This is a genomic window from Sphingomonas sp. ATCC 31555 (assembly GCF_000282895.1).
In the GTDB taxonomy this organism is placed as follows: Bacteria; Pseudomonadota; Alphaproteobacteria; order Sphingomonadales; family Sphingomonadaceae; genus Sphingomonas.
The window spans coordinates 1-23,697 of sequence record NZ_ALBQ01000004.1; the positions used below are offsets into that span (position 1 = coordinate 1).

General features: G+C 66.9%; 21 protein-coding genes. 12 read left to right on the plus strand and 9 right to left on the minus strand.

Features of this window, described 5'->3' with window-relative positions; genetic code table 11:
* Positions 1-45: 45 nt before the first annotated feature.
* From B215_RS0101585 to B215_RS0101615, 7 genes are all read right to left on the minus strand, one after another.
* The gene (locus tag B215_RS0101585) at positions 46-984 is read right to left on the minus strand and encodes a Vgb family protein (protein WP_019367872.1); all 939 of its coding nucleotides are present in this window, start codon (positions 982-984) and stop codon (positions 46-48) included.
* 5 nt (positions 985-989) lie between these two features.
* Positions 990-1,874 carry a sterol desaturase family protein gene (locus B215_RS0101590; RefSeq protein WP_019367873.1) on the minus strand — a complete coding sequence of 295 codons (885 nt, stop codon included), beginning with the start codon at positions 1,872-1,874 and terminating at the stop codon, positions 990-992.
* Between the two features lie 187 nt (positions 1,875-2,061).
* Positions 2,062-2,394 carry a UrcA family protein gene (locus B215_RS0101595; RefSeq protein WP_050990114.1) on the minus strand — a complete coding sequence of 111 codons (333 nt, stop codon included), beginning with the start codon at positions 2,392-2,394 and terminating at the stop codon, positions 2,062-2,064.
* 207 nt (positions 2,395-2,601) lie between these two features.
* Positions 2,602-2,976, minus strand: coding sequence for a hypothetical protein (locus B215_RS0101600; protein WP_019367875.1), 375 nt, complete (start codon positions 2,974-2,976; stop codon positions 2,602-2,604).
* A 60-nt stretch (positions 2,977-3,036) separates the two neighbouring features.
* The gene (locus B215_RS0101605; protein WP_019367876.1) at positions 3,037-4,596 is read right to left on the minus strand and encodes a tetratricopeptide repeat-containing sulfotransferase family protein; all 1,560 of its coding nucleotides are present in this window, start codon (positions 4,594-4,596) and stop codon (positions 3,037-3,039) included.
* Complete coding sequence (locus tag B215_RS0101610; protein WP_019367877.1) at positions 4,593-5,510, minus strand: response regulator transcription factor; 918 nt, start codon at positions 5,508-5,510, stop codon at positions 4,593-4,595. Before B215_RS0101610 ends, B215_RS0101605 begins: the two co-directional genes overlap by 4 nt.
* Positions 5,500-7,062, minus strand: coding sequence for an ATP-binding response regulator (locus B215_RS0101615; protein ID WP_019367878.1), 1,563 nt, complete (start codon positions 7,060-7,062; stop codon positions 5,500-5,502). Before B215_RS0101615 ends, B215_RS0101610 begins: the two co-directional genes overlap by 11 nt.
* Before the next feature lie 220 nt (positions 7,063-7,282).
* Here B215_RS0101615 and B215_RS0101620 point away from each other — a divergent pair, with 220 nt between their 5' ends.
* The 8 genes from B215_RS0101620 to atzF are packed head-to-tail and all read left to right on the plus strand — an operon-like array spanning position 7,283 to position 17,279.
* Positions 7,283-8,362, plus strand: a complete 1,080-nt coding sequence (locus tag B215_RS0101620; protein ID WP_019367879.1) for a putative urea ABC transporter substrate-binding protein — start codon at positions 7,283-7,285, stop codon at positions 8,360-8,362.
* A 13-nt stretch (positions 8,363-8,375) separates the two neighbouring features.
* A complete protein-coding gene (locus tag B215_RS0101625) occupies positions 8,376-9,191 on the plus strand; it encodes an ABC transporter permease (protein WP_019367880.1) in 816 nt (271 codons plus the stop codon).
* Positions 9,188-9,994: an ATP-binding cassette domain-containing protein gene (locus B215_RS0101630; protein WP_019367881.1), complete on the plus strand. Its 807-nt coding sequence runs from the start codon at positions 9,188-9,190 to the stop codon at positions 9,992-9,994. The genes B215_RS0101625 and B215_RS0101630 overlap by 4 nt, the downstream gene beginning before the upstream one ends.
* Before the next feature lie 38 nt (positions 9,995-10,032).
* Positions 10,033-10,476, plus strand: coding sequence for a CopG family ribbon-helix-helix protein (locus B215_RS0101635; protein WP_173644879.1), 444 nt, complete (start codon positions 10,033-10,035; stop codon positions 10,474-10,476).
* The gene (locus tag B215_RS0101640) at positions 10,473-11,291 is read left to right on the plus strand and encodes an urea amidolyase associated protein UAAP1 (protein WP_019367882.1); all 819 of its coding nucleotides are present in this window, start codon (positions 10,473-10,475) and stop codon (positions 11,289-11,291) included. Before B215_RS0101635 ends, B215_RS0101640 begins: the two co-directional genes overlap by 4 nt.
* A complete protein-coding gene (locus B215_RS0101645; protein WP_019367883.1) occupies positions 11,291-11,926 on the plus strand; it encodes an urea amidolyase associated protein UAAP2 in 636 nt (211 codons plus the stop codon). Before B215_RS0101640 ends, B215_RS0101645 begins: the two co-directional genes overlap by 1 nt.
* Entirely contained in the window at positions 11,923-15,525 is a 3,603-nt protein-coding gene (uca, locus tag B215_RS0101650; RefSeq protein WP_019367884.1) for an urea carboxylase, read from the plus strand. Before B215_RS0101645 ends, uca begins: the two co-directional genes overlap by 4 nt.
* Positions 15,522-17,279 carry an allophanate hydrolase gene (gene atzF, locus B215_RS0101655; RefSeq protein ID WP_019367885.1) on the plus strand — a complete coding sequence of 586 codons (1,758 nt, stop codon included), beginning with the start codon at positions 15,522-15,524 and terminating at the stop codon, positions 17,277-17,279. The genes uca and atzF overlap by 4 nt, the downstream gene beginning before the upstream one ends.
* Positions 17,280-17,285: 6 nt before the next feature.
* On the opposite strand, the gene B215_RS0101660 is transcribed toward atzF, so the two are convergent.
* Positions 17,286-18,191, minus strand: coding sequence for an MBL fold metallo-hydrolase (locus B215_RS0101660; protein ID WP_019367886.1), 906 nt, complete (start codon positions 18,189-18,191; stop codon positions 17,286-17,288).
* Between the two features lie 126 nt (positions 18,192-18,317).
* On the opposite strand from B215_RS0101660, the gene B215_RS0101665 reads away from it, so the two are divergent.
* The 4 genes from B215_RS0101665 (at position 18,318) to B215_RS0101680 (ending at position 22,194) form a co-directional block, all read left to right on the plus strand.
* Positions 18,318-19,277 carry a sterol desaturase family protein gene (locus tag B215_RS0101665; RefSeq protein WP_019367887.1) on the plus strand — a complete coding sequence of 320 codons (960 nt, stop codon included), beginning with the start codon at positions 18,318-18,320 and terminating at the stop codon, positions 19,275-19,277.
* Positions 19,278-19,313: 36 nt separating this feature from the next.
* Positions 19,314-19,799 (plus strand): hypothetical protein, encoded by a 486-nt coding sequence (locus B215_RS20520; protein WP_019367888.1) that lies wholly within the window; start codon positions 19,314-19,316, stop codon positions 19,797-19,799.
* A 187-nt stretch (positions 19,800-19,986) separates the two neighbouring features.
* The gene (gene purF, locus B215_RS0101675; protein WP_019367889.1) at positions 19,987-21,450 is read left to right on the plus strand and encodes an amidophosphoribosyltransferase; all 1,464 of its coding nucleotides are present in this window, start codon (positions 19,987-19,989) and stop codon (positions 21,448-21,450) included.
* A gap of 33 nt (positions 21,451-21,483) precedes the next feature.
* On the plus strand, positions 21,484-22,194 hold the full coding sequence (locus B215_RS0101680) for an SDR family NAD(P)-dependent oxidoreductase (protein WP_019367890.1): 711 nt from the start codon (positions 21,484-21,486) through the stop codon (positions 22,192-22,194).
* A 6-nt stretch (positions 22,195-22,200) separates the two neighbouring features.
* On the opposite strand, the gene B215_RS0101685 is transcribed toward B215_RS0101680, so the two are convergent.
* Entirely contained in the window at positions 22,201-23,697 is a 1,497-nt protein-coding gene (locus B215_RS0101685) for a Ppx/GppA phosphatase family protein (protein ID WP_019367891.1), read from the minus strand.

Genomic DNA, 23,697 nt, shown 5'->3' on the forward strand with positions numbered 1-23,697 from the left:
GTTCCTGCGGATATGATCCAGATTGATCGGAAAACGCTCTAAGGGCTATCGCGTCTTTGCTGCCGGCGCGGGGCCTAGACTCCACCAAGACAGCGTGTGCACGTCATGCGCGCTGGTCCAGAGACCATTTCCGGCAAACCGCAGCGCCCCGCTTCCGCTCGCAGTGCCAAGCCGACCGAGGATCGCGAGAGACTGCGGATCGATCTTCACGAAAGTCTGGTCTGCGGTGGTGCGGAGCCAGACCGCTCCATTTCCGGTGTCGATATCACCGTAGAGCAAGTCGGCGCCTACCTTCACGCGGCCAGAGACCGCGCCGCTGGCCGGATCGATCCGCGCCAGCGTACCGTCGCCCTGTTCTTGCACCCATACCGCGCCTTCCCCGGCGGCGAGAAAGCCCGGCTGCTTTCCCAGCCCCGTGCGGCGGACGACCTGGTTGGTGGCAGGATCGACCTGTTGCACCGTCTGGGCATCGCTGCTGACCGCCCAGACCGAACCGAAGCCAAAAGTGAGGAAGAAGGTGCCCGGATCGACGGCGATGGAGGCGACTACCCGGTTACTCGCGGGGTCGACGCGCGCCAGTTTGCCACCCGCGTCGCTCGCTACCCAGATCGATCCTGCTCCAGCGACCACGTTCAACTCGCCCTTAGGGTTGGCGATTCCAGTGGGAATCGCCGCCAAGAGCTTAGCGGTCTTCAGGTCAATCCGGTTAAGCGTGGCGTCCTTGCAATCGGCGACCCACAGCGAGCCGGCGGTGATCGTCATGGCGCCGCATGGATGTGCCAACACCACTTCGGCGAGCTTGCCACTGCGCGACCAGCGCTCCACTCGCCCCCTGTTGGTGGCCCAAACGCTATCCCCGTCCACTGCCAGGAAATCGGCGAAACCGGGAACCGACAGCACCTGTTCCTCGCGCGGCAGCGGATCGGTGGCCTCAGCGGCGGCGCTGCTGGCCAGCAGCGCTGCAAACATCAGCATCCAGGCCATCGCGCTCAGCCTGCCACGACATCGGTGGAGATTGCTGGGCTGCGCTTCAGTCGCGCAAAGATCGGCTGGAACGGGAATAGCCACTGCTCGCGAATCGAGAGCCGACGGCGATCGTCCTGTCCTACCACCGATGCCTCGCCCTCCTTGTATGTGCCGAAGATGCGATCGAGTAGGATTAGCGCGTTGCCGTAGTTGCAGCGTGTATCTTCATAGGGAACCGAATGGTGAAGGCTATGGTGGCGAATCGTCGTGAAAACAAAGCTGTACCAGATCGGCGGATTGGCCCTCACATTGGCGTGTGCGAAGGTGGAAACCACGCCAAGCACGTTCAGCGCGCAGAAAACGGCGGTCAGCGGCAGGTCGAAAAGGGCAACGACGCTGAGGCTGATCAGGAACAGCTCGACCGGATTGCCGACATAGCCCTTGGCAGCATTGAGCTGGGTGATGTGGTGATGCGGCGCATGGGTGAGCCAAAAGGGCGTCACGTTGTGCATCAGCCGGTGCATCCAATACTGCCCGAACTCGATGAGGAAGACCACGAGCGCCACCTGCAGCAGGAACGGCATCTGCATCGCCCAGGGAGTGCGAATCCCCAGCGCCTGCTTGAGCGCCAGCAACGGCGCTTCCGCCAGCGCCTGCGATGCCCAGGAGATCGCCGTCGCGCCCAAGACAACGTAAAAAAGATCGGTCCAGAATTCGCGCCAGTTCATCCGCCATCCCGGGTGCCGTTCGAACAGGAACTCCAGGCCCTGCACAAACAGCGTTATCGCCGCGGAGGTGATAACGATGGTCCAAGGGTTGGCGAGGATCGCCGCCGGGGCGAACGCCCAGAAGCATAGCACCGCCGCCACGGATATCGGCGGAATCAGGTTTACGAGACCATTCTTCATCTGCTGTTCGCCCCGGTCGCGGGGAAGGCAGTGACGCTACCGACGTGCCTTCCCTTTCCTGCGACGGAGAATAGAGCACGCGCCCGTGTCCGCGCAGGTGTCCGAATGACGTAGCCGCGAGAAACGGCGCGGCCGCACGCGTCCCCTGCGGACGCACGCGGCCGGAACTGCTCTACAAAGGGTCGGATCAGCGCAGCGCGGCGACCTGCACGCCGCGGGCCTTGCCGGCCTGGGCGACACGCATCTCGATCTGGCTGCGGACCTGCTCGGCCACATCGGCGCGGCAGGCACGAGCGCGGGCTTCGAGTTCGGGGTGGATCGTGGCGAGGCTTTCGCCGCAGACGATGCGAGCAGCCTGATCGACGCGGATTGCCAGACGCTGCTGGCCTTCCGCCGTCGCGAGATCGAGGCCGGCGAGCGTGAGCACAGCCGAAGGCTTGCCAAAGCCGGTGTCGGTTGTGCCGGCGAAAGCGGCGGTGCTGATCGAAAGCGCGGCGGCGGCCGCGATGAGCATCTTCATCGAAATCTCCTGCAACCAAAGGCCGCCTCTACCGAGCGGTCGAGGCGCATCTAGCCGCAGGCGCGACAAATCGCAAGATGAAAAGCTACAGAACGCCTTAAGGACTTCCCCCATGCAAGGATGAGGCAAGTGTTGCAATGCAGCAGTGCTTTATTACGACTCTAGTCCTTCTTCATACTCCGTCTTTCTATTGGACAGTATTACGCATCAACGCGCACGTACCACCAGCGACGCCAATGCTACATCATGGCCCAGCAAACCTATCGGCAGCCGCACCGTCGCCTGCCACTCGACCCGCCCCGATGCGTCGACCGCCGCTACCGCGAGCGTACGCGCGAAAGGCGATGCCCAGTTGCGCACCGTTGCCAAGGGCAGCCGTACCTTCCAGCCGCGCCGGCCGCTTGCCGGTACAAGGTGATCGTTGATCGTGATGCGGGCGGCCGCCGACCTACGCTCACCGCGGATCAGCAGACAATCACCGGCGTCGCAGCGGACGAGCTTGGCGGTGGGAAGCGCATCGGCCTGCGCGCCGGGCGCGGCGAGCAGCGCGGCGAGCAGTGCAAGGCTGGAAGCATATCCCATGCCCAGGATGCTGACCGGCGTCGCCGGTCAGCACCATGAGGCGTTTGACGTACGCGACCGTCAGTCGATAGCGATGCCGTGCGCGGTAAAATAGGCGGCGACGGGTGCCAGCGCCGCCGCGTGCCGCCGCCATCGCGCCACCGAGTCGCCGTAGATCGGGCGGCGCACCTGCGCGGCGCTGGGGGTGGAAACCGCCCCGCCCTGCGTATGGAAATCGAGGCAAGCATCGCTCCAGTCGAGCCGGCAGTGGTCCAGCAGCCGCCGTGTCTGCCCGGCCTGATCGGCAACGAGATCCTCGTAGCGCAGTTCCAGGATACGGCCGGGCAGTTCCGCCCGCCAAAGCGCCATCAATCGTTCGAAGCCTGCGACATAGGCGGCGATTTCCAGGAGATCATAACTATAGTCGTAATAGCGCGAGCCGATCGCGAACAGGTTGCGGAAATTGGCCAGCACCGTGTCCATGGGGTTGCGACGCAGGCAGACGATCGCCGCACTCGGCAGCGCCCGCGCCGCGATGCCGGCATAATGGAAGTTGCCGGGAAACTTGTCGACGAAGCGTCGCTCCGGCGCGCGCCGATGATGTTCCGCCCGTGCCAGATAGTCGCGGCCGATCGCGCCGAGATCGGTGCTGGCGGCCGCGTGCAGCGTTTCAGGATCGAGCACCGTGCGGCTGCGCGTACCTGCGGCAGCCTTTACCGCCAGCGGCAGCGCTTGAAGCTCGCCGACGCTTTCCACCGCCGGATGCGCGGCAAGGATGCGATCGACCAGCGTGGTGCCGGTGCGCGGCATGCCGATGATCAGGATGGGCGCCTCTTCGGGACAGCCCGTCGCGGGAGCGGCGGCAAAGGCGGGCCAACTTGCCGCCACGGCCTCGACGATCGCCGCATCGCGCGCGGGATCATAGCCGAGCGTAGCGCGATGCTCGGTATTGACGGCGAGCAAGCAGGCCAGCGCTTCGTCCGCCCGGCCGATATCCTCCAGTTCCTTCGCAAGCGCATAGCCGGTCAACAGCCGGTCGCTCCCCTGCGCGCGGCCGTGGGCGCCCTGCAGTCGCACGACATGGTTACGATCCTCCCGCTGCTTGCGCAGTCCCGCGAGGAGGTGGTGCGCGCGGGCATGATCGGGACTGCGCGCGAGCAGCATCTCCAGCGCCCCTTCGGCATCGTCGGTGCGGCCGAGGAAGCTCAGCGTCGCGGCCTGGTTGTAGAGAAACTGGTCGTTCTCCGGCGCTAGCGCTACCGCCACCGCAAAGTGCGGCAGCGCGGCTTCATGGTCGCCCAGCCGGGCATAGACGCAACCGATCGTATCTCGCGACAGCGCATCCGCGGGCGGGTTCGCCTCCGTCGCCGCCAGCTGCACCGCCGCATCGCCGTCGCGGCGCACCAGCGTATAGAGCCGGGCGAGCTGCGCCCGATATTCGCTGCGCGGATCCTGCCCCACCGCCGCTTCGATTCGCCGGATGGCCTCGCCGATCCGTCCCTGCTCCGCCGCGATCACGCCGAGCACGAACCCCGCTTCGGCTGCGCTTTCCGATGCGCTCAGGCACGCGGTGGCGATACGCGCCGCCCGGTCGAAATCCCCTTGCTCGAGCGCCGCCCGCGCCCCTGCCGCACCGCTCATCCCGCCAGCGTCGCCACCGCGATCGCCGTCGCCGAAGCGCGATTTTCGACGCCCATCTTCTGGAAGATCTGCTCGAGATGCTTGTTCACGGTGCGCGGGCTGATTTCGAGGATCTCGCTGATCTCGCGGTTCTGCTTGCCGCGACTGATCCATACCAGCACTTCCGCTTCACGCGACGTGAGTCCGTGGCGTTCGGCGAGGATGCGTTCGGCATCGCCCTCGCGCTTCTCGATCAGGCGGAACAGCCATTCGCTGGCGCTGGTCTGACGCAGAAAGCTGCACTGAAGCGCGCTATCGCCCAGTTGCAGCGTGGCCTGCGCCCCCGCTGGCACCGCCGGATCCTGCAACCGCCGCACGATCGCCGCCAGTTCGTCCGGCAGATGCAGATCGCGCGGCGACCAGGCGGGAAACAGCCGCTCGATCGTGTCGGCGGCGAGCGGGGTCAGCCAGCTGGTGCGCCCCACCTCGTCCACGGCAAAGGACGGCCGGCCGGCGGTATCGAGCGCGAGCTGGCTGCTTTGCGCGATTCGCGCATTGGCGAGATGGACCGAGACGCGCGCTAGCAGCTCATCGACGACGATCGGCTTATGGACATAATCGACCGCGCCGGCATCAAGCCCGCGCACGACATGCTCGCTTTCGGTGAGCCCGGTCATGAAGATCACCGGCACGTGGCGGAAGCGGCCGTCGCCCTTGATGCGGCGGGTGGTGCTGAACCCGTCCAGCCCCGGCATCACCGCGTCCATCAGGATCAGGTCCGGCGTGCCATGTTCGAGCAGGTCGAGCGCGGCGAGCCCGTCCACCGCGATCAGCACCGTCATCCCCGCCTGCTCCAGTGTCGCCGTGAGAAAGCGGAGCGATTCGGGCGTGTCGTCCACCACCAGGATCGTGGCGCCGGGATCGCTAGCCGACATCGTCGAGTGTCCTTGCCAGCCCGCGCAGATCGAACGCCTGCAATTGCGGCCGCAGCCGCGCGACAAGATCGGCGCTTTCGGGAACGTTCCTCTCCAGCGTCACCAGCGTGGTTTCGATTCCGCGGACATGCCCGAGCTTCATAAAGCGGCGCAGCTCTTCGAGATAGGGGGCGGCCGAGGGCGGCAGCGCCCGCGCCGCCTGGCGCGGCGCCGCCACGGTTTCCGCTTCCTCGACAATCCAGTCGAGGCTCAGCTGGCGGGCGATCATGTCGAGCAGCGCGTCGAGATCCACCGGCTTGGTAAGAAAGGCATCGTGCGCGCGACGGCCGTCACGGCCGGCATGGAATTCATGCGCGTTGGCGGAGACCATCACGATCCGCAACGCCGGCCCGAAGCGCGCGCGGAGCTGTTCGGCCACGTCCCAGCCGCTGGTGCCCGGCATTTGGATGTCGAGCAGCACCAGATCGGGCGAACAGTGATCGGCAAGCGCGAGGCCTGCCGCGCCTCCGCCCGCTTCGAATACCGAAAAGCCGAGCGGGCGCAGGAGGTGGTTCACCACCGTCGTTTGCGCGGGGCTGTCGTCGATCACCAAGATCGTCTTGCGAGGCCCCTGATAGCCGGTGACGCGCCGATAGGCGGCTGCACCCGACGGCGCGGCGATCGGCTCAGGGAGCAGCAGCCGCAGCAGGAAGCTGCTGCCCTTGCCCAGTTCGCTGGTCACCGTCACTTCGCCGCCCAGGATGCGGGCCAGCACCCGGGTGATCGCCAGGCCAAGCCCGATACCGGGCTGCATCGCCGCATCGGTGTCCCTGCCCCGCTCGAACGGCTCGAAGATGCGTTCCAGATCCTCGGCCGGAATGCCCGTGCCGGTATCGCGCACCTCGATCGCAGCGCTCTGGCTGCGATAGCGGACGGTGAGCGTGGCGCCGCCCTGATCGGTATATTTGATCGCATTGGACAGCAGGTTGATCAGGATTTGCCGCAGCCTTTTCTCGTCGGTGCGGACATAGGCGGGAAGCCGACCCTCCACCACATAATCGAGCGACAGCCCCTTGGCGGCAGCCTGGACGCGGAACATCTCGACCACCTGGTCGAGCAGGGCGGGCAGCCGCACCAGTTCCTGCCGCACCTGCAACACCCCGCTTTCAACGCGGGAAATATCGAGCAGCCCTTCAACGAGGTTGGTGAGATGCTCTGCCGAGCGGCGGATCACCCCGCCCGCTTCGACGGCAGGAATCGTATCGCCGCGCTCCAATAGCTGGGCGTATCCATAAATGGCGTTGAGCGGCGAGCGAATTTCGTGGCTCACCGCGACCAGGTAGCGCGTCTTGGCGGCATTTGCGGCCTCCGCAGCATCCTTGGCCCGCTGCAGCGCGGCTTCAGTCTCGCGATGCGCCGCAATCTCGTTGTGAAGCCGCTCGGTCTGGAGCAGGCTTGCCTGCTCGGCGGCGCGGTGCCCGTCGCGCGCCTTCAGGAACAATCGGACGAAGGTAGCGGCAACGGCAAGCGCCAGCCCGAGGCCAACTGCCCAGAAGATGCGCGCCGTCGCCATTGGTCGTCAGCCCCTCCCCCCCGCCACACACTTGTCCGAACGGCCCGAGAGGGGCCATCCCATGCCTGAATGGCGCATTGCAGCATCACGATTTCGGGTGACACATGCCATGGAGCATGTCTATAAGTCGTATTACTGGATTGAGCAAACGTAATATCGGGCGCAACCATCCGGCGGCTGAAATTCGCGCTTTTCAGCGCGACGAACATGGGGGTCGAACATGGCGAGCTGGGTGTCAAAGGCGCGGGTAGCGGTAGCGGCGATGGCGATGCTGGCAACGGCCTCATGCGGCGGCGGTGGCGATGCACAAAAGCCGCGCACCGACTTCAACATCGGCTGGTCGATCTATGCGGGCTGGATGCCCTGGCCCTATGCCGAACAGGCCGGAATCGTGAAGAAATGGGCCGACAAGTACGGCGTGAAGATCCACTTCGTGCAGGTCAATGACTACGTCGAATCGGTGAACCAGTTCAACGCCGGCAAGCTGGACGGCGTCACCGTCACCAACATGGACGCGCTCACCATCCCGGCCGCGGGCGGCAAGGATACCAGCGCGATCATCCTCGGCGACTATTCGAACGGCAATGACGGCATCGTCCTCAAGAACGCCAAGAGCCTGGCGGACATCAAGGGCCGCACCGTCTATCTCGTCGAGTTGTCGGTCTCGCATTATCTGCTCGCGCGCGGCCTCTCCACGGTAGGCTTGCAGCTGTCCGACGTGAAGACGGTCAACACCTCGGACGCGGATATCGTCGGCGCCTTCGCCAACCCGGCCGCAACCGCCGTGGTCACCTGGAACCCGCAGCTTACCGAAGTCGCCAAGCTGCCGGGTGCTACGAAGGTATTCGATTCGAGCCAGGTGCCCGCCGAGATCCTCGACCTGCTCGCGGTCGACACTGCGACGCTCAAGGCCAATCCGAACCTCGGCAAGGCACTGGCCGGCATCTGGTACGAGACGATCCAGCTGATGCAGAAGAAGGACGCCGCTGGCGCCGCCGCCCGCGCGGCGATGGCCAAGCTCGCCGGCGCGACGCCGGAGGCGTTCGACGCACAGCTTGCCACCACGCATCTTTACGGTACGCCGCAGGATGCCCTTGCCGCCGTGAAGTCTCCGGCGATCGGCGCCACCATGGTGAAGGTGCGCGACTTCAGCTTCTCCAAGGGGCTTTTCGGCCAGGGCGCCAAGTCCGCCGACGCGATCGGCATTTCGGTGCCGGGCAAGACGATCGGCGACGCCAACAACGTCAAGCTGCGCTTCGACCCGACCTATATGGAGCTGGCTGCGGCCGGCAAGCTCTGAGGCCGGTCCGAATATGCGCTGGGTGAACATCCGACCTCGCCGCCGCACCGGCTGGCTGCTGGGGAGCCTGCCGCTACTGCTGGTGGCGATCGTCTACCTCTTCGCCTCGGCAGCGCGGCACGCCGAGAATCCCTCGGACAAGCTGCTGCCGACACCCGGCGCGATGGTCGAGGCGATGCACGGCCTGCTCGCCCAGGCCGACCCCTTGAGCGGCCGGCTGATCTTCTGGGCGGACACGGTGGCGAGCCTGGAGCGGCTGGGCCTCGCGCTCGGCATCTGTGCGCTCTCGGCGCTACTGGTCGGCATGGTGCTGGGCGTGCTCCCCGCCGCCCGCGCCACCTTCGGCGCGTTCGTCACCACGATCGCGGTGATCCCGCCGATCGCGCTGCTGCCGGTGCTGTTCATCGTCTTCGGGCTGGGCGACACCGCCAAGGTCGCGCTGATCGTCATCGGCGTCACCCCCTTCCTGATCCGCGACCTCGCCGATCACATCACCGCGATTCCCCAGGAACAGCTGATCAAGGCGCAGACGCTCGGCGCGAGCAGCTGGCAGCTCGCGCTCCGCGTCGCGCTGCCGCAGGCGCTGCCCCGGCTGATCGCGGGCATCCGCCTCTCGCTCGGGCCGGCCTGGGTATACCTGATCTCGGCCGAGGCGATCGCGTCGGACGTCGGGCTCGGCTACCGGATCTTCCTCGTGCGGCGCTATCTGGCGATGGATATCATCATCCCGTATGTCGCCTGGATCTCGATCCTCGCCATCCTGATGGACGTGGCGCTGGCCCAGCTGAGCAAGCGCGCCTTCGCCTGGGCACACGGAGCCGCCCGATGAGCGCGCTCCTCTCCTTCCAGAATGTCTGGCTCGAATATGGCGACAAGATCGTGCTGGAGCGGGTCGATCTCGACATCGCCGAGCGCAGCTTCGTCTCGATCGTCGGGCCTTCGGGGGCAGGCAAGAGCAGCTTTCTCCGCCTTGCGCTCGGCCAGGAACGCCCCACGCGGGGCAAGATCCTGCTCGACGGTACGCCGCTCCCCGGCGAATGCGGCCCCGATCGCGGCGTGGTGTTCCAGCGCTATTCGGTGTTCCCGCATCTGACCGCACTCAGGAACGTGATGTTCGAGCGCGAATGCGTCGGCGCGCCCTTTACCGCCCGGCTGTTCGGCGCCGCCCGCCGCCGGGCCCGCGACGAGGCCGCCGCGATGCTCGCCGAAGTGGGCCTGGGCGATGCGCTCGACCTCTATCCCGCCCAGCTTTCCGGGGGCATGCAGCAGCGGCTCGCCATCGCCCAGGCGCTGATCGCCCGGCCACGCGTGCTGCTGCTCGACGAGCCGTTCGGCGCGCTCGATCCCGGCATCCGCCAGGACATGCACCGGCTGATCCTCAAGCTCTGGGAAGAGCATGCACTCACCGTGCTGATGGTCACCCACGACATTTCCGAGGCGTTCAACCTCGGCACCCGCGTGCTCACCTTCGACAAGCGCCGCGTCGATCCGCACGCGCCGCACCGCTACGGCGCGACCGCCGTCTACGACCTCCACCTCACCCGCAAGCGGCGCGAGGCGATCGTCGAGGCGCAGCAGGAAGTATTACGATTGACAGAATCAGTAATAACCGGGAAAGAGGAATCACTGTGAAGGAACCCACCTCTTCCTCGACCCTCGCGCGGCTCAGCATGAGCCTGCCCGCCGATCTTTTCCGCCAGCTCGATGAAATGGTGGAGGATCGCGGCCTCCCCTCGCGCTCGCAGCTGATCGCCGAGCTGATCCGCGACGAGCTGGCCGAGCAGAGCGCCGCCTCGCGCCCCGAGGAGATGCTCGCCGGCACGATCACGCTGGTCTACCGCGCCGATCTCGGCCGGGTGCGCCACCAGCTGGCGCAGACCCAGGCCGAGTATCTGAAGGAGGTCATCTCCTCGCAGCACGTATTCCTGGAGGACGACCAGTCGCTCGAGGTGCTGCTGGTCCAGGGGCCGGCCCGCCGGCTGCGCGACCTGTGCGACGCGCTGCGCAAGGTGCGCGGCGTGCAGCAACTGCGCCTCTTCACCACCACCGCGCTGCTGCCCCCGCTCCACGAGCAGGACGAGGCGGCAGCCCCTAAAGGGAGCAAGGCGGCATGAGCATTCTCGCCGACCCCAATGCCGCGCGCGACCATGCGCGGGCGATGGCCGGCACCGTCGTCGAGGCGATGCCGATCCTGCCGCCCAAGGCGGACGACCTGCCCGCGGGCGTGCGCGCCGAGGATCTGGTCTGGGAAGAGACGATCGCCGCGGGCGGCTATGCCAGCCGCGTGCTGGCGCGCGGCACCCGACTACGGCTGATCGACCTGCACGGCGACGCCTGCGCCTCGCTCCAGCTGTTCAACGCCGCGATGCCCACCGAGCGCTTGAACGTCGCCGATACGGTGAAGGTGCAGTGGAACGCCTATCTCGGCACCGGCAGCCTGTTCCTCTCCGACATGGGCCGCGTGCTCGCCAGCATCGAGCAGGACGACGCCGGCACCCACGACGCGTTCTGCGGCGCGTCCAACGCCGCGTCGAACACCCGCCGCTACGGCGACGGCAGCAATTCGGGGCCGTATCCGAACGCCCGCGACAGGCTGCTGCTCGGTGCCGCCAAGCACGGCCTCACCCGCCGCGACGTCCACCCCTGCGTGAACCTGTTCAAGGGCGTCCGCATCGCCGCCGACGGCACCACCGAGCCGCAGCTCGGGCCGTTCGTCCCCGGCCGCGCGCTGGTGCTCCGCGCCGAGATGGACCTGATCGTCGCGCTGGCCAATTGCCCGCACGTCCTCGATCCACGGCCCTGGACCGTCACGCCCCTGCGCGCCACCGCCTGGCGCGGGCCGGTGACGGCGCAGGAAGATCCGATCCGCAACGCGACGCCCGAACGGCAGCGCGCCTTCCTCAACACCGAAGACTGGGTCCGCCGCTGATGGAACAGGATATGGCACTTGCCGGCCTCACCGGCCGGGTGGTCCATGACGAGATCGTCCCCGCCCGCGCGCCCTGGCTGCACCGCGTGAAAGCGGGCGAAACGCTCCGCGTCGTCGATCTCGAAGGCAATCAGGCGGTCGATTTCCTCCTCTACGCCACGCACGACGATGCCGAGCGCTACAGCGCGCAGGACACGATCGCGGCGCAGGCCAATATCTTCCTGCGCACCGGCAGCGTGCTGCGCTCGAACGAGGGCCGGCCGATGATGACGATCACCGCGACGGCGGTCGAATACCACGACACGATCGGCGGCGCCTGCTCCTGCGAGTCCAACACGCTGCGCTACGGTCATTTCACCAAGGCGCAGCACGCCTGTGTCGACAATTTCCTCGAAGCCAATCTCCGCGACGGCCGGGGCAAGCGCGACATCGTGTCGAACGTCAATTTCTTCATGAACGTGCCGGTCGAGGCCGATGGCGCGCTGGGCATCGTCGACGGCATCTCGGCGCCCGGCCTTACCGTGGACCTTCGCGCAGAAATGGATGTGACCGTGGTCGTTTCGAATTGCCCGCAGATCAACAATCCCTGCAACGGCTTCAATCCCACCCCCGTCCGCATGATCGTCACCGCATGAGCGGCGTGCGCACGGTCCTGATCGCCAATCGCGGGGCGATCGCCTGCCGGATCATCCGCACGCTGAAAACAATGGGCATCCGCTCGGTCGCGGTGTTCTCCGACGCCGACGAGGCCTCGCGCCACGTCGCGCTTGCGGACATCGCGGTGCGGATCGGCCCGGGCCCGGCGGCGGAAAGCTATCTCGACGTCGCCCGCATCCTCGCAGCCGCCAAGGAAACCGGCGCCGACGCGATCCACCCCGGCTATGGCTTCCTCTCCGAGAACGCCGCTTTCGCCGAGGCCTGCGAAGCCGCCGGCATCGCCTTCATCGGCCCGACCCCAGACAGCATCCGCGCCTTCGGCCTCAAGCACAGCGCCCGCGCGCTCGCGGAGGCGGAGAACGTCCCCCTCGCTCCCGGCACCGGGCTGCTCGACAGCGTCGAGGCCGCGCTCGAAGCGGCGGAGCGCATCGGCTATCCGGTGATGCTCAAGGCGACCGCCGGCGGCGGCGGCATCGGCATGCGCGTCTGCGCGGACGAACAGGCGGTGCGCGACGGCTATGCCGCGGTGGCCCGCCTGGGTGCCGGCAATTTCGGCGATGCCGGGCTGTTCCTCGAACGCTTCGTGCCGCGCGCGCGGCATGTCGAAGTGCAGATCTTCGGCGACGGGCAGGGCCGCGTCGTGGCGCTCGGCGAGCGCGACTGCTCGCTTCAGCGCCGCAACCAGAAGGTGGTGGAAGAGGCCCCCGCCCCGCACCTCCCCGAACGCGTCCGCGCGGCGCTGATCGAGGCGGCGGTGCGCCTTGGCCGGGCGGCCAATTATCGCTCCGCCGGCACGGTCGAGTTCCTCTACGATCCGGCGCGCGAGGACTGGTTCTTCCTCGAAGTGAACACGCGCCTCCAGGTCGAGCACGGCGTCACCGAGGAAGTGACCGGCGTCGACCTGGTCGAATGGATGGTCCGCGGCGCAGGCGGCGACTACAGCTTCCTCGACACCCCCGTCCCCGCCCCCAGGGGCTGGTCGATCCAGGCGCGGCTCTATGCCGAGGATCCGGCGGTCGACTTCCGCCCCGCCTCGGGCACGCTCACCGACGTGGCGTTCCCCGAAGGCGCCCGCGTCGAAAGCTGGGTGGAATCGGGCAGCGCCGTCTCCTCCTTCTACGACCCGATGCTCGCCAAGCTGATCGTCCACGGCGAGGACCGCGAGTCCGCCGTCGCGGCGATGCAGGCGGCGCTCGACCACACCCGCTTCGCCGGCATCGAGACCAATGTCCGCTGGCTGCGCGACGTGGCCCGCAGCGAAGACTTCGTCACCGGCGACGTCTCGACGCGCTCGCTGGAAACGGTGGTCCATCGCCCGCAGAGCATCGTCGTCCGCTCGGCCGGCACCGCGACCAGCGTGCAGGATTATCCCGGCCGCGTCGGCCTGTGGGACATCGGCGTGCCGCCCTCGGGCCCGATGGACGCCCGTGCCTTCCGGCTCGGCAACATGCTGCTCGGCAACGACAGCACCGCGCCCGGGCTGGAGATGACCGCCACCGGCCCGACGCTCCAGTTCAACACCGCGACTCGCATCGTCCTCACCGGCGCCGACTTCGCCGCGACGCTCGATGGTGCCCCGGTACCGCGCAACAAGCCTGTCGCGATCGCCGAGGGCCAGACGCTCGCGCTCGGCCGCGTCACCGGCGGCGGCATGCGCGGCTATATCCTGTTCGCCGGCGGGCTCGACGTGCCGAGCTATCTCGGCAGCGCCAGCACCTTCGATCTCGGCGAGTTCGGCGGCCATGGCGGGCGCGTGCTCCGCGTCGGCGACACGCTGCACCTGACCGATCATGCCCCGGCCGTCATCCCCGGCCCGCGCGTGGTGGAGCAGGAGCAGCTCGGCCCTGACTGGACGATCCGCGTCCTCTACGGCCCCCACGGCGCCCCCGATTTCTTTGCGCCGGAGGATGTCGACACGATCCTCTCGGCCGAATGGCGCGTCCACTACAACAGCAACCGCACCGGCGTGCGGCTGGTCGGCCCCAAGCCGCACTGGGCCCGCAAGGATGGCGGCGAGGCAGGGCTCCACCCGTCGAACATCCACGATAACCCCTATGCGATCGGCGCGCTGGATTTCACCGGCGACATGCCAATCATCCTCGGCCCCGACGGACCCTCGCTCGGCGGCTTCGTCTGCCCGTTCGTGGTGATCGCGGCGGATCTGTGGAAGGTCGGCCAGCTCGCACCCGGCGACCGCATCCAGTTCGAGCAGGTCAGCCTCGACGAGGCCGATGCCGCCGCAGCAGTCGAAGAGGCGTGGATCGAAGGCCGCGCCGCCACCGCGACGCACCCCGCCAAGGGCGGCGGACGCGATGCGATCCTGGTCGACCTGCCGGCCAAGGGCCGCCGCCCGCGCGTGCTGTTCCGCCGCCAGGGCGATCGCAACCTGCTGATCGAATATGGCCCGATCACGCTCGACCTCGAGCTGCGCCTGCGCGTCCATGCCGCGACCACCGCGCTTGCCGAACTCGCGCTGCCGGGCATCCTCGACATCGTGCCGGGCATCCGCTCCTTCCAGGTGCATATCGACGGCATCCGCTTGAAGGAAGCGGCGCTGATCGAGCGGCTGACGCAAATCGAGGACGCGCTCGGCGATCTCGAGGATTTCGTCATCCCCTCGCGCATCGTCCATCTGCCGCTCAGCTGGAACGACCCCGCGATCCACGAGACGATCCAGCGCTATATGCGCGTGGTCCGCGACGATGCGCCCTGGTGCCCGGACAATATCGAGTTCATCCGGCGCGCCAACGGGCTGGAAAGCGCCGAGGAGGTCCACCGGATCATCTTCGACGCCAGCTACCTCGTCTATGGCCTGGGCGACGTGTATCTGGGCGCGCCGGTCGCCACGCCGATCGATCCGCGCCACCGGCTCGTCACCACCAAGTACAACCCGGCCCGCACCTGGACACCGCCCAACGTGGTGGGCATCGGCGGCGCGTATATGTGCATCTATGGCATGGAGGGTCCGGGCGGCTACCAGCTGTTCGGGCGCACCATCCAGGTGTGGAACACCTATCGCCAGACCGGCGCCTTCGCCGAGGGCAAGCCGTGGCTGCTGCGCTTCTTCGACCAGATCCGCTTCTTTCCCGTCAGCCATGAAGAGCTGACCGAGTGGCGGCGCGACTTCCCGCTCGGGCGCCGCGAGATCAAGATCGAGGAAACCGAGTTCCGGCTTTCCGACTATCGCGCGTTCCTGGCCGAGAATGCCCGCTCGATCGCCGCATTCGAGAAGCAGCGCAACGCCGCCTTCGCCGCCGAGCGCGCCGACTGGGAACGCAAGGGCGAGTTCGATCGCGTCGCCAGCTTGACCGAAAGTGCCGACGACAGCGCCGACGCGGCGGTGACGGTGCCGGAAGGCGCCGAACTGGTCGAAGCGCCGTTCGGCGGCAGCGTGTGGAAACTGCTCAAGGAGGTCGGCGACCCGATCGACGCAGGCGAGACCATCGCCGTGCTCGAAGCGATGAAGATGGAGTTTCCGGTCACCAGCCCGGCAGCGGGTACGGTGGCAGCACTCTATGTCGCCGAGCGGCAGACCGTCACCCCGGGCTCGCCGGTGCTGGCGCTGGTGCGGGCATGACGGCGCTCGACCGGCTCTCGGTCGCGGCCATCGCCGCCGAGGTGCAGGCGGGCGAGCGCAGTGCGCTCGCGGTGATCGAGGACGTGCTGGCGCGGCTCGACGCCTATGACGCCATCCAGCCTGCCGTGTGGATTGCGCGGTTCGAGCCCGAGGCGCTGCGTGCCGTCGCCACTGCGGTGGATGCCCGGATAGCCGCGGGAGAAACGCTGCCGCTGGCGGGCGTACCCTTCGCGGTGAAGGACAATATCGATCTCGCGGGCCTCGCCACCACCGCTGCCTGCCCGGCCTTCGCCTACCAGCCCGAACACTCGGCCACCGTGGTTGCGAAGCTGGTAGCCGCCGGGGCGATCCCGGTGGGCAAGGCCAATCTCGACCAGTTCGCCACCGGGCTCAACGGCACGCGCAGCCCCTATGGCATTCCGCGCAACGCCTATAACCGCGCCTGGGTAAGCGGCGGCTCCAGCTCGGGCTCGGCGGTGGCGGTCGCCGCGGGGCTGGTCGCCTTCGCGCTCGGCACCGACACCGCGGGCTCGGGCCGCGTACCCGCCGCGTTCAACCATCTCGTCGGCCTCAAGCCCAGCAAGGGCCGCTGGAGCAGCACCGGCCTCGTCCCCGCCTGCCGCACGCTCGATTGCATCACCGTGTTCGCGGGCAGCACCGAAGACGCCGCGCTGGTGGACACCATTGCCGCCGGCTTCGACGCGACGGACGCGCTCTCCCGCGCGCTGCCCGATCTGCCCCGCGCGCATCGCCGCATCGGCGTGCCGCGCGCCGAGCAATGCCGCTGGTTCGGCGACATCGAGTCCGAATATCTCTATCGCACGGCGCTGGCCGGCCTCGATGCCGAACTGGTCGAGATCGACCTCGCCCCGCTCGATGAAGCCGCCCGCCTGCTCTACGATGGCCCCTGGGTCGCCGAGCGCACCGCCGCGCTGCAGGGCCTGCTGCTGGACAACCCCGACGCGATCCACCCGGTGGTGCGCGAGATTGTCGAGGGCGGCTTCGGCTACAGCGCGATCGATGCGTTCAACGGCGCCTATCGCCTCGCCGAACTCGCCCGCATCGCCGAGGCGATGTGGGAGAAGGTCGACCTGATCGCCCTCCCCACCGCGCCGACCAGCTACCGCGTGGCGGAGATGCTCGAAGCACCCATCGCGCTCAATGCGAGCCTCGGCGCCTATACCAATTTCGTGAACCTGCTCGACATGGCGGCGATCGCGGTTCCCGCCGGCAGCTATGCCAGCGGTGTCGGCTTCGGCGTGACGCTGATGGGCCCGGCAGGCACCGATCGCGCGCTGATCGACGCGGCCAACGCATTTTTCCCCGCGCCGGCATCCCCGCCGCCGCTGGACCTGGAGGGACGGATGGAAACGGTGAAGCTCGCGGTCGTAGGCGCCCATCTCGAAGGCATGCCGCTCCACTGGCAGCTGACCTCGCGCGACGCGAAGTTCGTCGAGGCGACTACCACCGCGCCGACCTACAAGCTCTATGCCATGGCGGAAAGCGTGCCGCCCAAGCCGGCGCTGGTTTACAGCGAAGACGGCGGTGCGGCGATCGCGCTGGAAGTCTACGAGCTCGACATGGCCGCGTTCGGCAGCTTCGTCGCCGAAGTGCCGCCGCCGCTCGCGATCGGCACGGTGACGCTGGCCGATGGCAGCATGGTCAAGGGCTTCGTCGCCGAACCGCGCGCGATGACCGGCGCCGAGGACATCACCGCGCTGGGCGGCTGGCGGGCGTATATCGCGCGGGGCTGAGCCCGCTCAGTCGTTCGGGCGGGCCGGCACCGGATAGACGATGAAGTCCGCGTGCCGGTCCACCACCGGCACAGGCCCGGCCTTGGCTACGGCGGCGCGCAGTTCCTCGATCGCGGAAGGCGCCAACGGGAGCGGATGTTCGTCGGCATGCACCGGAGCCTCCATCGCATAATCCTTGGCCGGGGTGGTCGTCATTTCGATATGCGCGCCGAGCAGCGCACGGATCCGGTGCGTCCTAGCAAACGCCGCCAGCCGCTCGGCACTCCCCCGGAAATCGTCGAAATGGTTGAGCGGCACGTAGAGCCGTCCCGGATAAAGCATGTCCCCCGAGAACAGCAGCCGAGTCCGCGCATCATAGACCATGATGTGCGCCGGCTGGTGGCCAGGCGTCGCCAGCACGTCTAACGTCCGGCCCCCGAGGTCAAACCGCGCCACGCTCTGTGGCCAATCGGTGAAGCCGAAGAACGCAGCGACTTCAGTGGGTTTCAATCCCACCACATCGGTATCCGGCCGCGCGCGGAACTCGTCGTCGCCGGCATGATGGTCGCCATGGCTGTGCGAGTGCGCCACAATCAGCCGGATCGGTCGCTCGCCGTGCCTGGCGCGCCAGTCCGCGATCAGCCGGTCGATCGTCGGCCGGATCTGCAGCCCGCCAGCGCCGCTATCGAGGAGCAGCACCCGCTCGCGGCCGAAGAGCAGGTATAGGAAAGGCGCTTCAAAATTGGTCTGCACCGATTGGCGGATCACGAAGGTGTCGCCGTCGATCGCCTGCACCTGCGTTTCGGGTTCGCGCGCCTGCGTGCCGTTGATCCAGGGCTTGAAGGCAAGCGGCTTCGGGTCCTCCGCCCCGAGCAGAGCAAAGGTGGCCAGCGTGAGCAAAAGCGATCGGCGAAATCGGTGCATACGCGGCATGCTGGGCCAGGCAAGCAGGCCGGACAAGCCGTTGAATCGCCTGCTACGTCAAACGACTTACGGCATGTCGCGCTGCTTTCGGTCATCTTGGTTTCATCGGAGTCACTAAGAGGACCGGGCGCAGTCATGGATGCAGCTGTTTCGAACCTGAACGTTTCGAACCTGAACGAGGCGACCGGCGTGCAAGGCGGGCCGATCAAGCGCTTCGTCTTCACCCATTTCCAGCCGGCCATGCTGGTGGCAATGATCCTGTTCTGGACCTTCGCGCCGGATTCGATTGCCAAGCCGGCCACCGCAGTAGGCATCGGCATCGTCTTCAAGCTGTGCCTGCTGGGCATGGAGCGCATCAGCGAGCGGCACGCCAGCTGGCGGCTCACCTGGAAGGAGCTGGCCAGCGACGTCTTCTATGTCGCGATCAGCTATACGCTGGTGAAATATGTCGGAAAGAACTTTGGCGATGACGCGATTATCGACGCCATCAAAGGCTATTTCCACATTAAGACCGCCTGGGCCGCCCAGATCCCGATCCTGTTCCAGGCGCTCGCTATCCTGCTAATCTTCGATTTCGGCCAGTATTGGATGCATCGCGGCATGCACAACTGGTATCCGCTGTGGCTGACCCATGCGCCGCACCACCATATTACGCAGCTCAACGCGCTGAAGGGCTCCGTTGGCAACCCGATCGAACTGTTCCTGATCGGGCTTAGCTTTGGGGGGTTCTTCGATTTCCTGCCGCGCGCCGCGCTGCTCGCCGGCGGCATCGGCATGGCGGTGGGCGCCTATACCCACGCGAACATCCGTTTCAACACGCCGCGTTGGTGGTCCTATCTGTTCAACACGGTCGAGCATCACAGCCTGCACCATTCGCCGGATTACGACAGCAGCCGCACCAACTACGCCAACACCTTCATCTTTATCGACCGCATCTTCGGCACCTGCGTCGACTCGCAGTCGGAACGGGTCGGGCTCGATGATTGCCGTCGCCTGCCCATCAAGGACCAGATGCTCTACCCCTTCTACCCGATGGTCGATCAGGTGAAGAAATGGCGGCTTTCGCGGACGGCAGCCGCCGTACCCGCCGAATAGGACCGCCTCCGTCGCTCTTCTGAAAAAGGCTTGGCTATGCGCATCATCGACTGGATCTGGCGTGTCCGCGGAAGCATCCCGCTTGCGTCTCCGCGATCAAGCGCCGAGCTTTTCGGTCGGCTGGAAGGCCTGTTCCAGGAACGGGGCACGACGACCGAGATCGTCGACGGCGCACTTATCTTTCACAAGGAAAATCCCGATTCGCAGGACAAGCTGGCTTCGTTCGAGACCGGCAGGCTGACCCTTTCCGGCGGAAGCGCACCCGCACTCCACTATGCGATGAGCAGCAAGCCGCTCCTTTGGTGCTTCATCGCGCCTCTGCCCTTCCTAGCGGTAGCCCTGGGTGTGCCGAGCCTGAAGATCTCAGGATACAGTTTTGCCGGCATCTTCGTGCTGCTATATATCGCCGGTCGCTTCATTGAACAGCGCCAGGCGCACAGGCTGTTCACCCGTGCGCTGGGGGATGCTGCAGCAATCGCGGCGCCCGCTGCCGCTTCGGCCGAAGCCGGCGTACCGATCTGACGCACCTTCCGTGGCGCGCGGTTTCCACTGATGCCGCGAACCCAGGCGCGCCGCGGCGAACACCTTTCTTTTGCGGCCGTTAACCGCTGAAATGCGTAAACGATCCTTTTCCCTGTTACAGACCGGAGACAAACCGGGAGGAAGGCCCTATATGGCGGCCAACCGTTGCCGTTCCCCCCGAGGGCCAATGCTTACCACACACCCGTTTGATGACGACAAGCTGCACGAAGAGTGTGGCATTTTCGGCGTTTCCAACAGCGAAGGCGCCGCCGCGATGGTCGCGTTGGGGCTGCACGCGCTCCAGCACCGCGGCCAGGAAGCTGCGGGCATCACCAGCTGGGATGGGCAGCAATTCCATTCCCACCGGGCGATGGGCCATGTCGCCGGCAATTTCGATCGCGACGATGTGATTCGCTCGCTGCCCGGCCTCGTGGCCTGTGGCCATGTCCGCTATGCCACCACCGGCGGCTCGGCGATCCGCAACGTCCAGCCGCTCTATGCCGAGCTGGCCAGCGGCGGCTTCGCCGTTGCGCATAACGGCAATATCTCGAATGCGATGCGGCTGCGGCGCGATCTCGTCCGCCGCGGCGCGATCTTCCAGTCGACTTCGGATACCGAGGTGATTCTCCATCTCGTCGCCACCTCTCAATATCGTACGCTGATCGATCGGTTCATCGACGCGCTCAAGCAAGTGGAAGGCGCCTATTCGCTGATCGTGATGACGCCGGAAGGCATGGTCGCCTGCCGCGATCCGCTGGGCATTCGTCCGCTGGTGATGGGCCGGTTGGGCGATGCAGTGATCTTCGCTTCCGAAACGGTTGCCCTCGACGTGGTCGGCGCCGATTATGTCCGCGACGTCGAACCTGGCGAGCTGGTGATCGTGAAGGGCAATGGCAATATCTCCAGCCACAAGCCGTTCGCGCCGCAGGCGGCCCGCCCGTGCATCTTCGAATATGTCTACTTCTCACGCCCCGATTCGATCAGCGACAACCGCTCGGTCTATTCGGTGCGCAAGGCGATCGGCGCGCAGTTGGCGATCGAATCGCCGGTCGAGGCCGACCTCGTCGTGCCGGTGCCCGATTCGGGCGTTCCGGCGGCGATCGGCTATGCCCAGCAATCGGGCATCCCGTTCGAGCTGGGCATCATCCGTTCGCACTATGTCGGCCGCACCTTCATCCAGCCGGGCGACAAGGTCCGCCATCTCGGCGTGAAGCTGAAGCACAACGCCAATCGCGATCTGATTGCCGGCAAGCGCATCGTGCTGATCGACGATTCGATCGTGCGCGGCACCACGAGCCTGAAGATCGTGCAGATGATGCACGAAGCCGGCGCGGCGGAAGTCCATATGCGCATCGCCTCGCCGCCCACCCGGCACAGCTGCTTCTACGGTGTCGACACGCCGGAACGCGCCAAGCTGCTCGCGGCGAAGATGGATGTCGGCGGCATGACCGATTTCATTCATGCAGACAGCCTTGCCTTCGTCTCAATCGACGGCCTGTACAAGGCGCTGGGCGAAGCGAAGCGCGCGGACATCCATCCGAAATATTGCGACGCCTGTTTCACCGGCGATTATCCGACGATGCTGACCGATCAGGACGAGCTTGCGCCGCCGCCCGATCAACTGGCGCTGCTTGCCGAAAAGGTCGGCTGAACCGTCCTCCCTCTTCGCATTCCAGGAGACCGCATGCGCGACCGTCCGCTATCGGGAAAGACTGCGCTCGTCACCGGCGCCAGCCGCGGCATCGGCGCCGCCACGGCGCTGGCGCTCGCCGAAGCGGGAGCGCATGTGGTGCTTACCGCGCGCACGGCCGGCGGGCTGGAGGAAGTTGAGGACGCGATTTTCGCGGCCGGCGGCAGCGCCACCATCGCGCCGCTCGACCTGACCGTACATCAGGCGATCGCCCGGCTTGCCGAAGCGGTTGCGGAACGCTGGTCGGCGCTCGACATGCTGGTGCTGAACGCCGGCATGCTGGGGACGCTTGGCGCGATCAACGCCATCGACTTCCCGGAATTCGCGAAGGTGTTGACGCTGAACGTCACCGCGCAGGCCGCGCTGCTCGCCGCTTTCGATCCGTTGCTGCGCCGGGCGCCTTCGGCGCGGGTGATCGGGATCACCTCCAGCGTGGCGCAGGCGCCGCGCGCCTATTGGGGCGTCTATGGCGCATCAAAGGCTGCGTTCGAGAATCTGCTGCTCAGCTATGGCGAGGAAGTGGGACCGATCAGCGCAATCCGCACGGCGATCCTCGATCCCGGCGCCACCCGCACCAAGATGCGGGCGCGCGCCTTTCCCGGTGAAGATCCTGCCAGCGTCAAGCCGCCGGAAGCGGTGGCTGCGCGGATCGCAGCACTGATGCAGGCCGGCTTTGATGCCGGGCACCGCGAACGGGTCGACTGAGCCGCGTCAAGCTTCCACCACCGGCTGCAGTCCCATAGCCCCCGCCAGCGCGCGGTGGCGCTTCTCCACCGCTTCGCCCCACAGCGCTTCGTCGCCATCGGCAAGGCTGAGGATCACGCTCCCATGCTCTACCCGCAGCCGCGAACGCTTGAGCGGAGCAGCGACGCCGCCGCTCAGCCGCTGGCCCAGTCGCATCGCAAGGCCCCATTTTGTCGCTTCCAGCAACGCATCGGGCGATGCAAGACGTTCGAGGGGCTGCGGCCTATCGGTGGCACCGCCCAGCGACGTGTAGAGCGCCTGTGCCACCATCGCTCGGCCGGCCGCATCGATTCCAACCCAATTGCCGTGCAGCGCGATTTCCATGCCGCGTTCCGCCCGAAATTCCGGGTTTGCCCGCCAGCCAACATCGGCGAGCAGGCAGGCGGCATGGCGCAGCCGCGCCCAATCGCGGCTGTCCTGGAACAGCGGCGCGATCCAGGCATCGAGCAGGTCACCATGCTCGGGGAAGCGGCCCAGCCGCTCGCCTTCCTCGCGCGCCGCGACGATCAGCGGATCCATCCGGCGCTCCTCGGGCGACAGGCGCTGGAACAGCAGGCCTTCGCGCAAACCATAAGCGGAGACGATCGTGCCCGAACTGCCCAGTTGTCTCACTATGGCGAGCAGCACCGCGGCCGCATCGGCAAGCGTGGGGATGCGGGCGCTAGACAGGTCCGGCACGGTCTTCAGGTCCGCCTTGGTGGCGCCTTCTACCCGGCGGCCTAGTTCGGCGATCCGATCGATCGCCAGGGGGTAATTGTGGACGATCGGCAGCGGATAGGCGGTCAGATGCATGTCCAGCTTCGCCAGCGAACGCCAAGAACCGCCGACGAGATAGAAGGGCAGCCCCTTGCAGCGTCCCTTCCAGCCCGCCGCGTCGATCATTCGCGCCACCTCACGATCGAAGGCGGCGCGCCCCTGCGCCCGGATCGCCCCCAGCCGCAGCACCCCCAGCGGGAAGGAAACGCGATCGGTTACGGTGCCGGCCACCACCCGCACCAGCTCCAGGCTGCCGCCGCCGAGATCGCCGACGATACCGTCCGCGTCGGGAATGGCAGACAGAACCCCCAGCCCGGATGCAGTCGCTTCTTCCTGCCCGGAGAGCAGCTCTACCTCGAGCCCCATCGCCTCGGCTGCCGCCATCAGCTCGCCGCCATTGCGGGCATCGCGCACCGCAGCGGTCGCCACCGTGCGAAGCTCGCCCACCTGCATCTCGCCAGCGAGCAGCGCGAACCGGGCGAGTGCGGCGCGGGCGCTGGCCAGCGCGGCAGGCGCGATCGCACCCGTTTCGGCCAGGCCGCGGCCTAGCCCGGCCATGACCTTCTCGTTGAACAGGATCGCCGGCAGCCGCGCTGCGCCTTCATAGACCACCAGGCGCACCGAGTTGGAACCGATATCGATGATCGCGGTGCGCGGGCGTGTGCCCTCTGCCGCCGCCCGCGGCTTGCCGAACAACAAGGTCGCCAC

Coding starts and splice junctions, on each gene's coding strand:
- B215_RS0101585 (WP_019367872.1), bottom strand. CDS start 984: ATGGCCTGGATGCTGATGTTTGCAGCGCTGCTGGCCAGCAGCGCCGCC.
- B215_RS0101590 (WP_019367873.1), bottom strand. CDS start 1,874: ATGAAGAATGGTCTCGTAAACCTGATTCCGCCGATATCCGTGGCGGCG.
- B215_RS0101595 (WP_050990114.1), bottom strand. CDS start 2,394: ATGAAGATGCTCATCGCGGCCGCCGCCGCGCTTTCGATCAGCACCGCC.
- B215_RS0101600 (WP_019367875.1), bottom strand. CDS start 2,976: ATGGGATATGCTTCCAGCCTTGCACTGCTCGCCGCGCTGCTCGCCGCG.
- B215_RS0101605 (WP_019367876.1), bottom strand. CDS start 4,596: ATGAGCGGTGCGGCAGGGGCGCGGGCGGCGCTCGAGCAAGGGGATTTC.
- B215_RS0101610 (WP_019367877.1), bottom strand. CDS start 5,510: ATGTCGGCTAGCGATCCCGGCGCCACGATCCTGGTGGTGGACGACACG.
- B215_RS0101615 (WP_019367878.1), bottom strand. CDS start 7,062: ATGGCGACGGCGCGCATCTTCTGGGCAGTTGGCCTCGGGCTGGCGCTT.
- B215_RS0101620 (WP_019367879.1), top strand. CDS start 7,283: ATGGCGAGCTGGGTGTCAAAGGCGCGGGTAGCGGTAGCGGCGATGGCG.
- B215_RS0101625 (WP_019367880.1), top strand. CDS start 8,376: ATGCGCTGGGTGAACATCCGACCTCGCCGCCGCACCGGCTGGCTGCTG.
- B215_RS0101630 (WP_019367881.1), top strand. CDS start 9,188: ATGAGCGCGCTCCTCTCCTTCCAGAATGTCTGGCTCGAATATGGCGAC.
- B215_RS0101635 (WP_173644879.1), top strand. CDS start 10,033: ATGAGCCTGCCCGCCGATCTTTTCCGCCAGCTCGATGAAATGGTGGAG.
- B215_RS0101640 (WP_019367882.1), top strand. CDS start 10,473: ATGAGCATTCTCGCCGACCCCAATGCCGCGCGCGACCATGCGCGGGCG.
- B215_RS0101645 (WP_019367883.1), top strand. CDS start 11,291: ATGGAACAGGATATGGCACTTGCCGGCCTCACCGGCCGGGTGGTCCAT.
- uca (WP_019367884.1), top strand. CDS start 11,923: ATGAGCGGCGTGCGCACGGTCCTGATCGCCAATCGCGGGGCGATCGCC.
- atzF (WP_019367885.1), top strand. CDS start 15,522: ATGACGGCGCTCGACCGGCTCTCGGTCGCGGCCATCGCCGCCGAGGTG.
- B215_RS0101660 (WP_019367886.1), bottom strand. CDS start 18,191: ATGCCGCGTATGCACCGATTTCGCCGATCGCTTTTGCTCACGCTGGCC.
- B215_RS0101665 (WP_019367887.1), top strand. CDS start 18,318: ATGGATGCAGCTGTTTCGAACCTGAACGTTTCGAACCTGAACGAGGCG.
- B215_RS20520 (WP_019367888.1), top strand. CDS start 19,314: ATGCGCATCATCGACTGGATCTGGCGTGTCCGCGGAAGCATCCCGCTT.
- purF (WP_019367889.1), top strand. CDS start 19,987: ATGCTTACCACACACCCGTTTGATGACGACAAGCTGCACGAAGAGTGT.
- B215_RS0101680 (WP_019367890.1), top strand. CDS start 21,484: ATGCGCGACCGTCCGCTATCGGGAAAGACTGCGCTCGTCACCGGCGCC.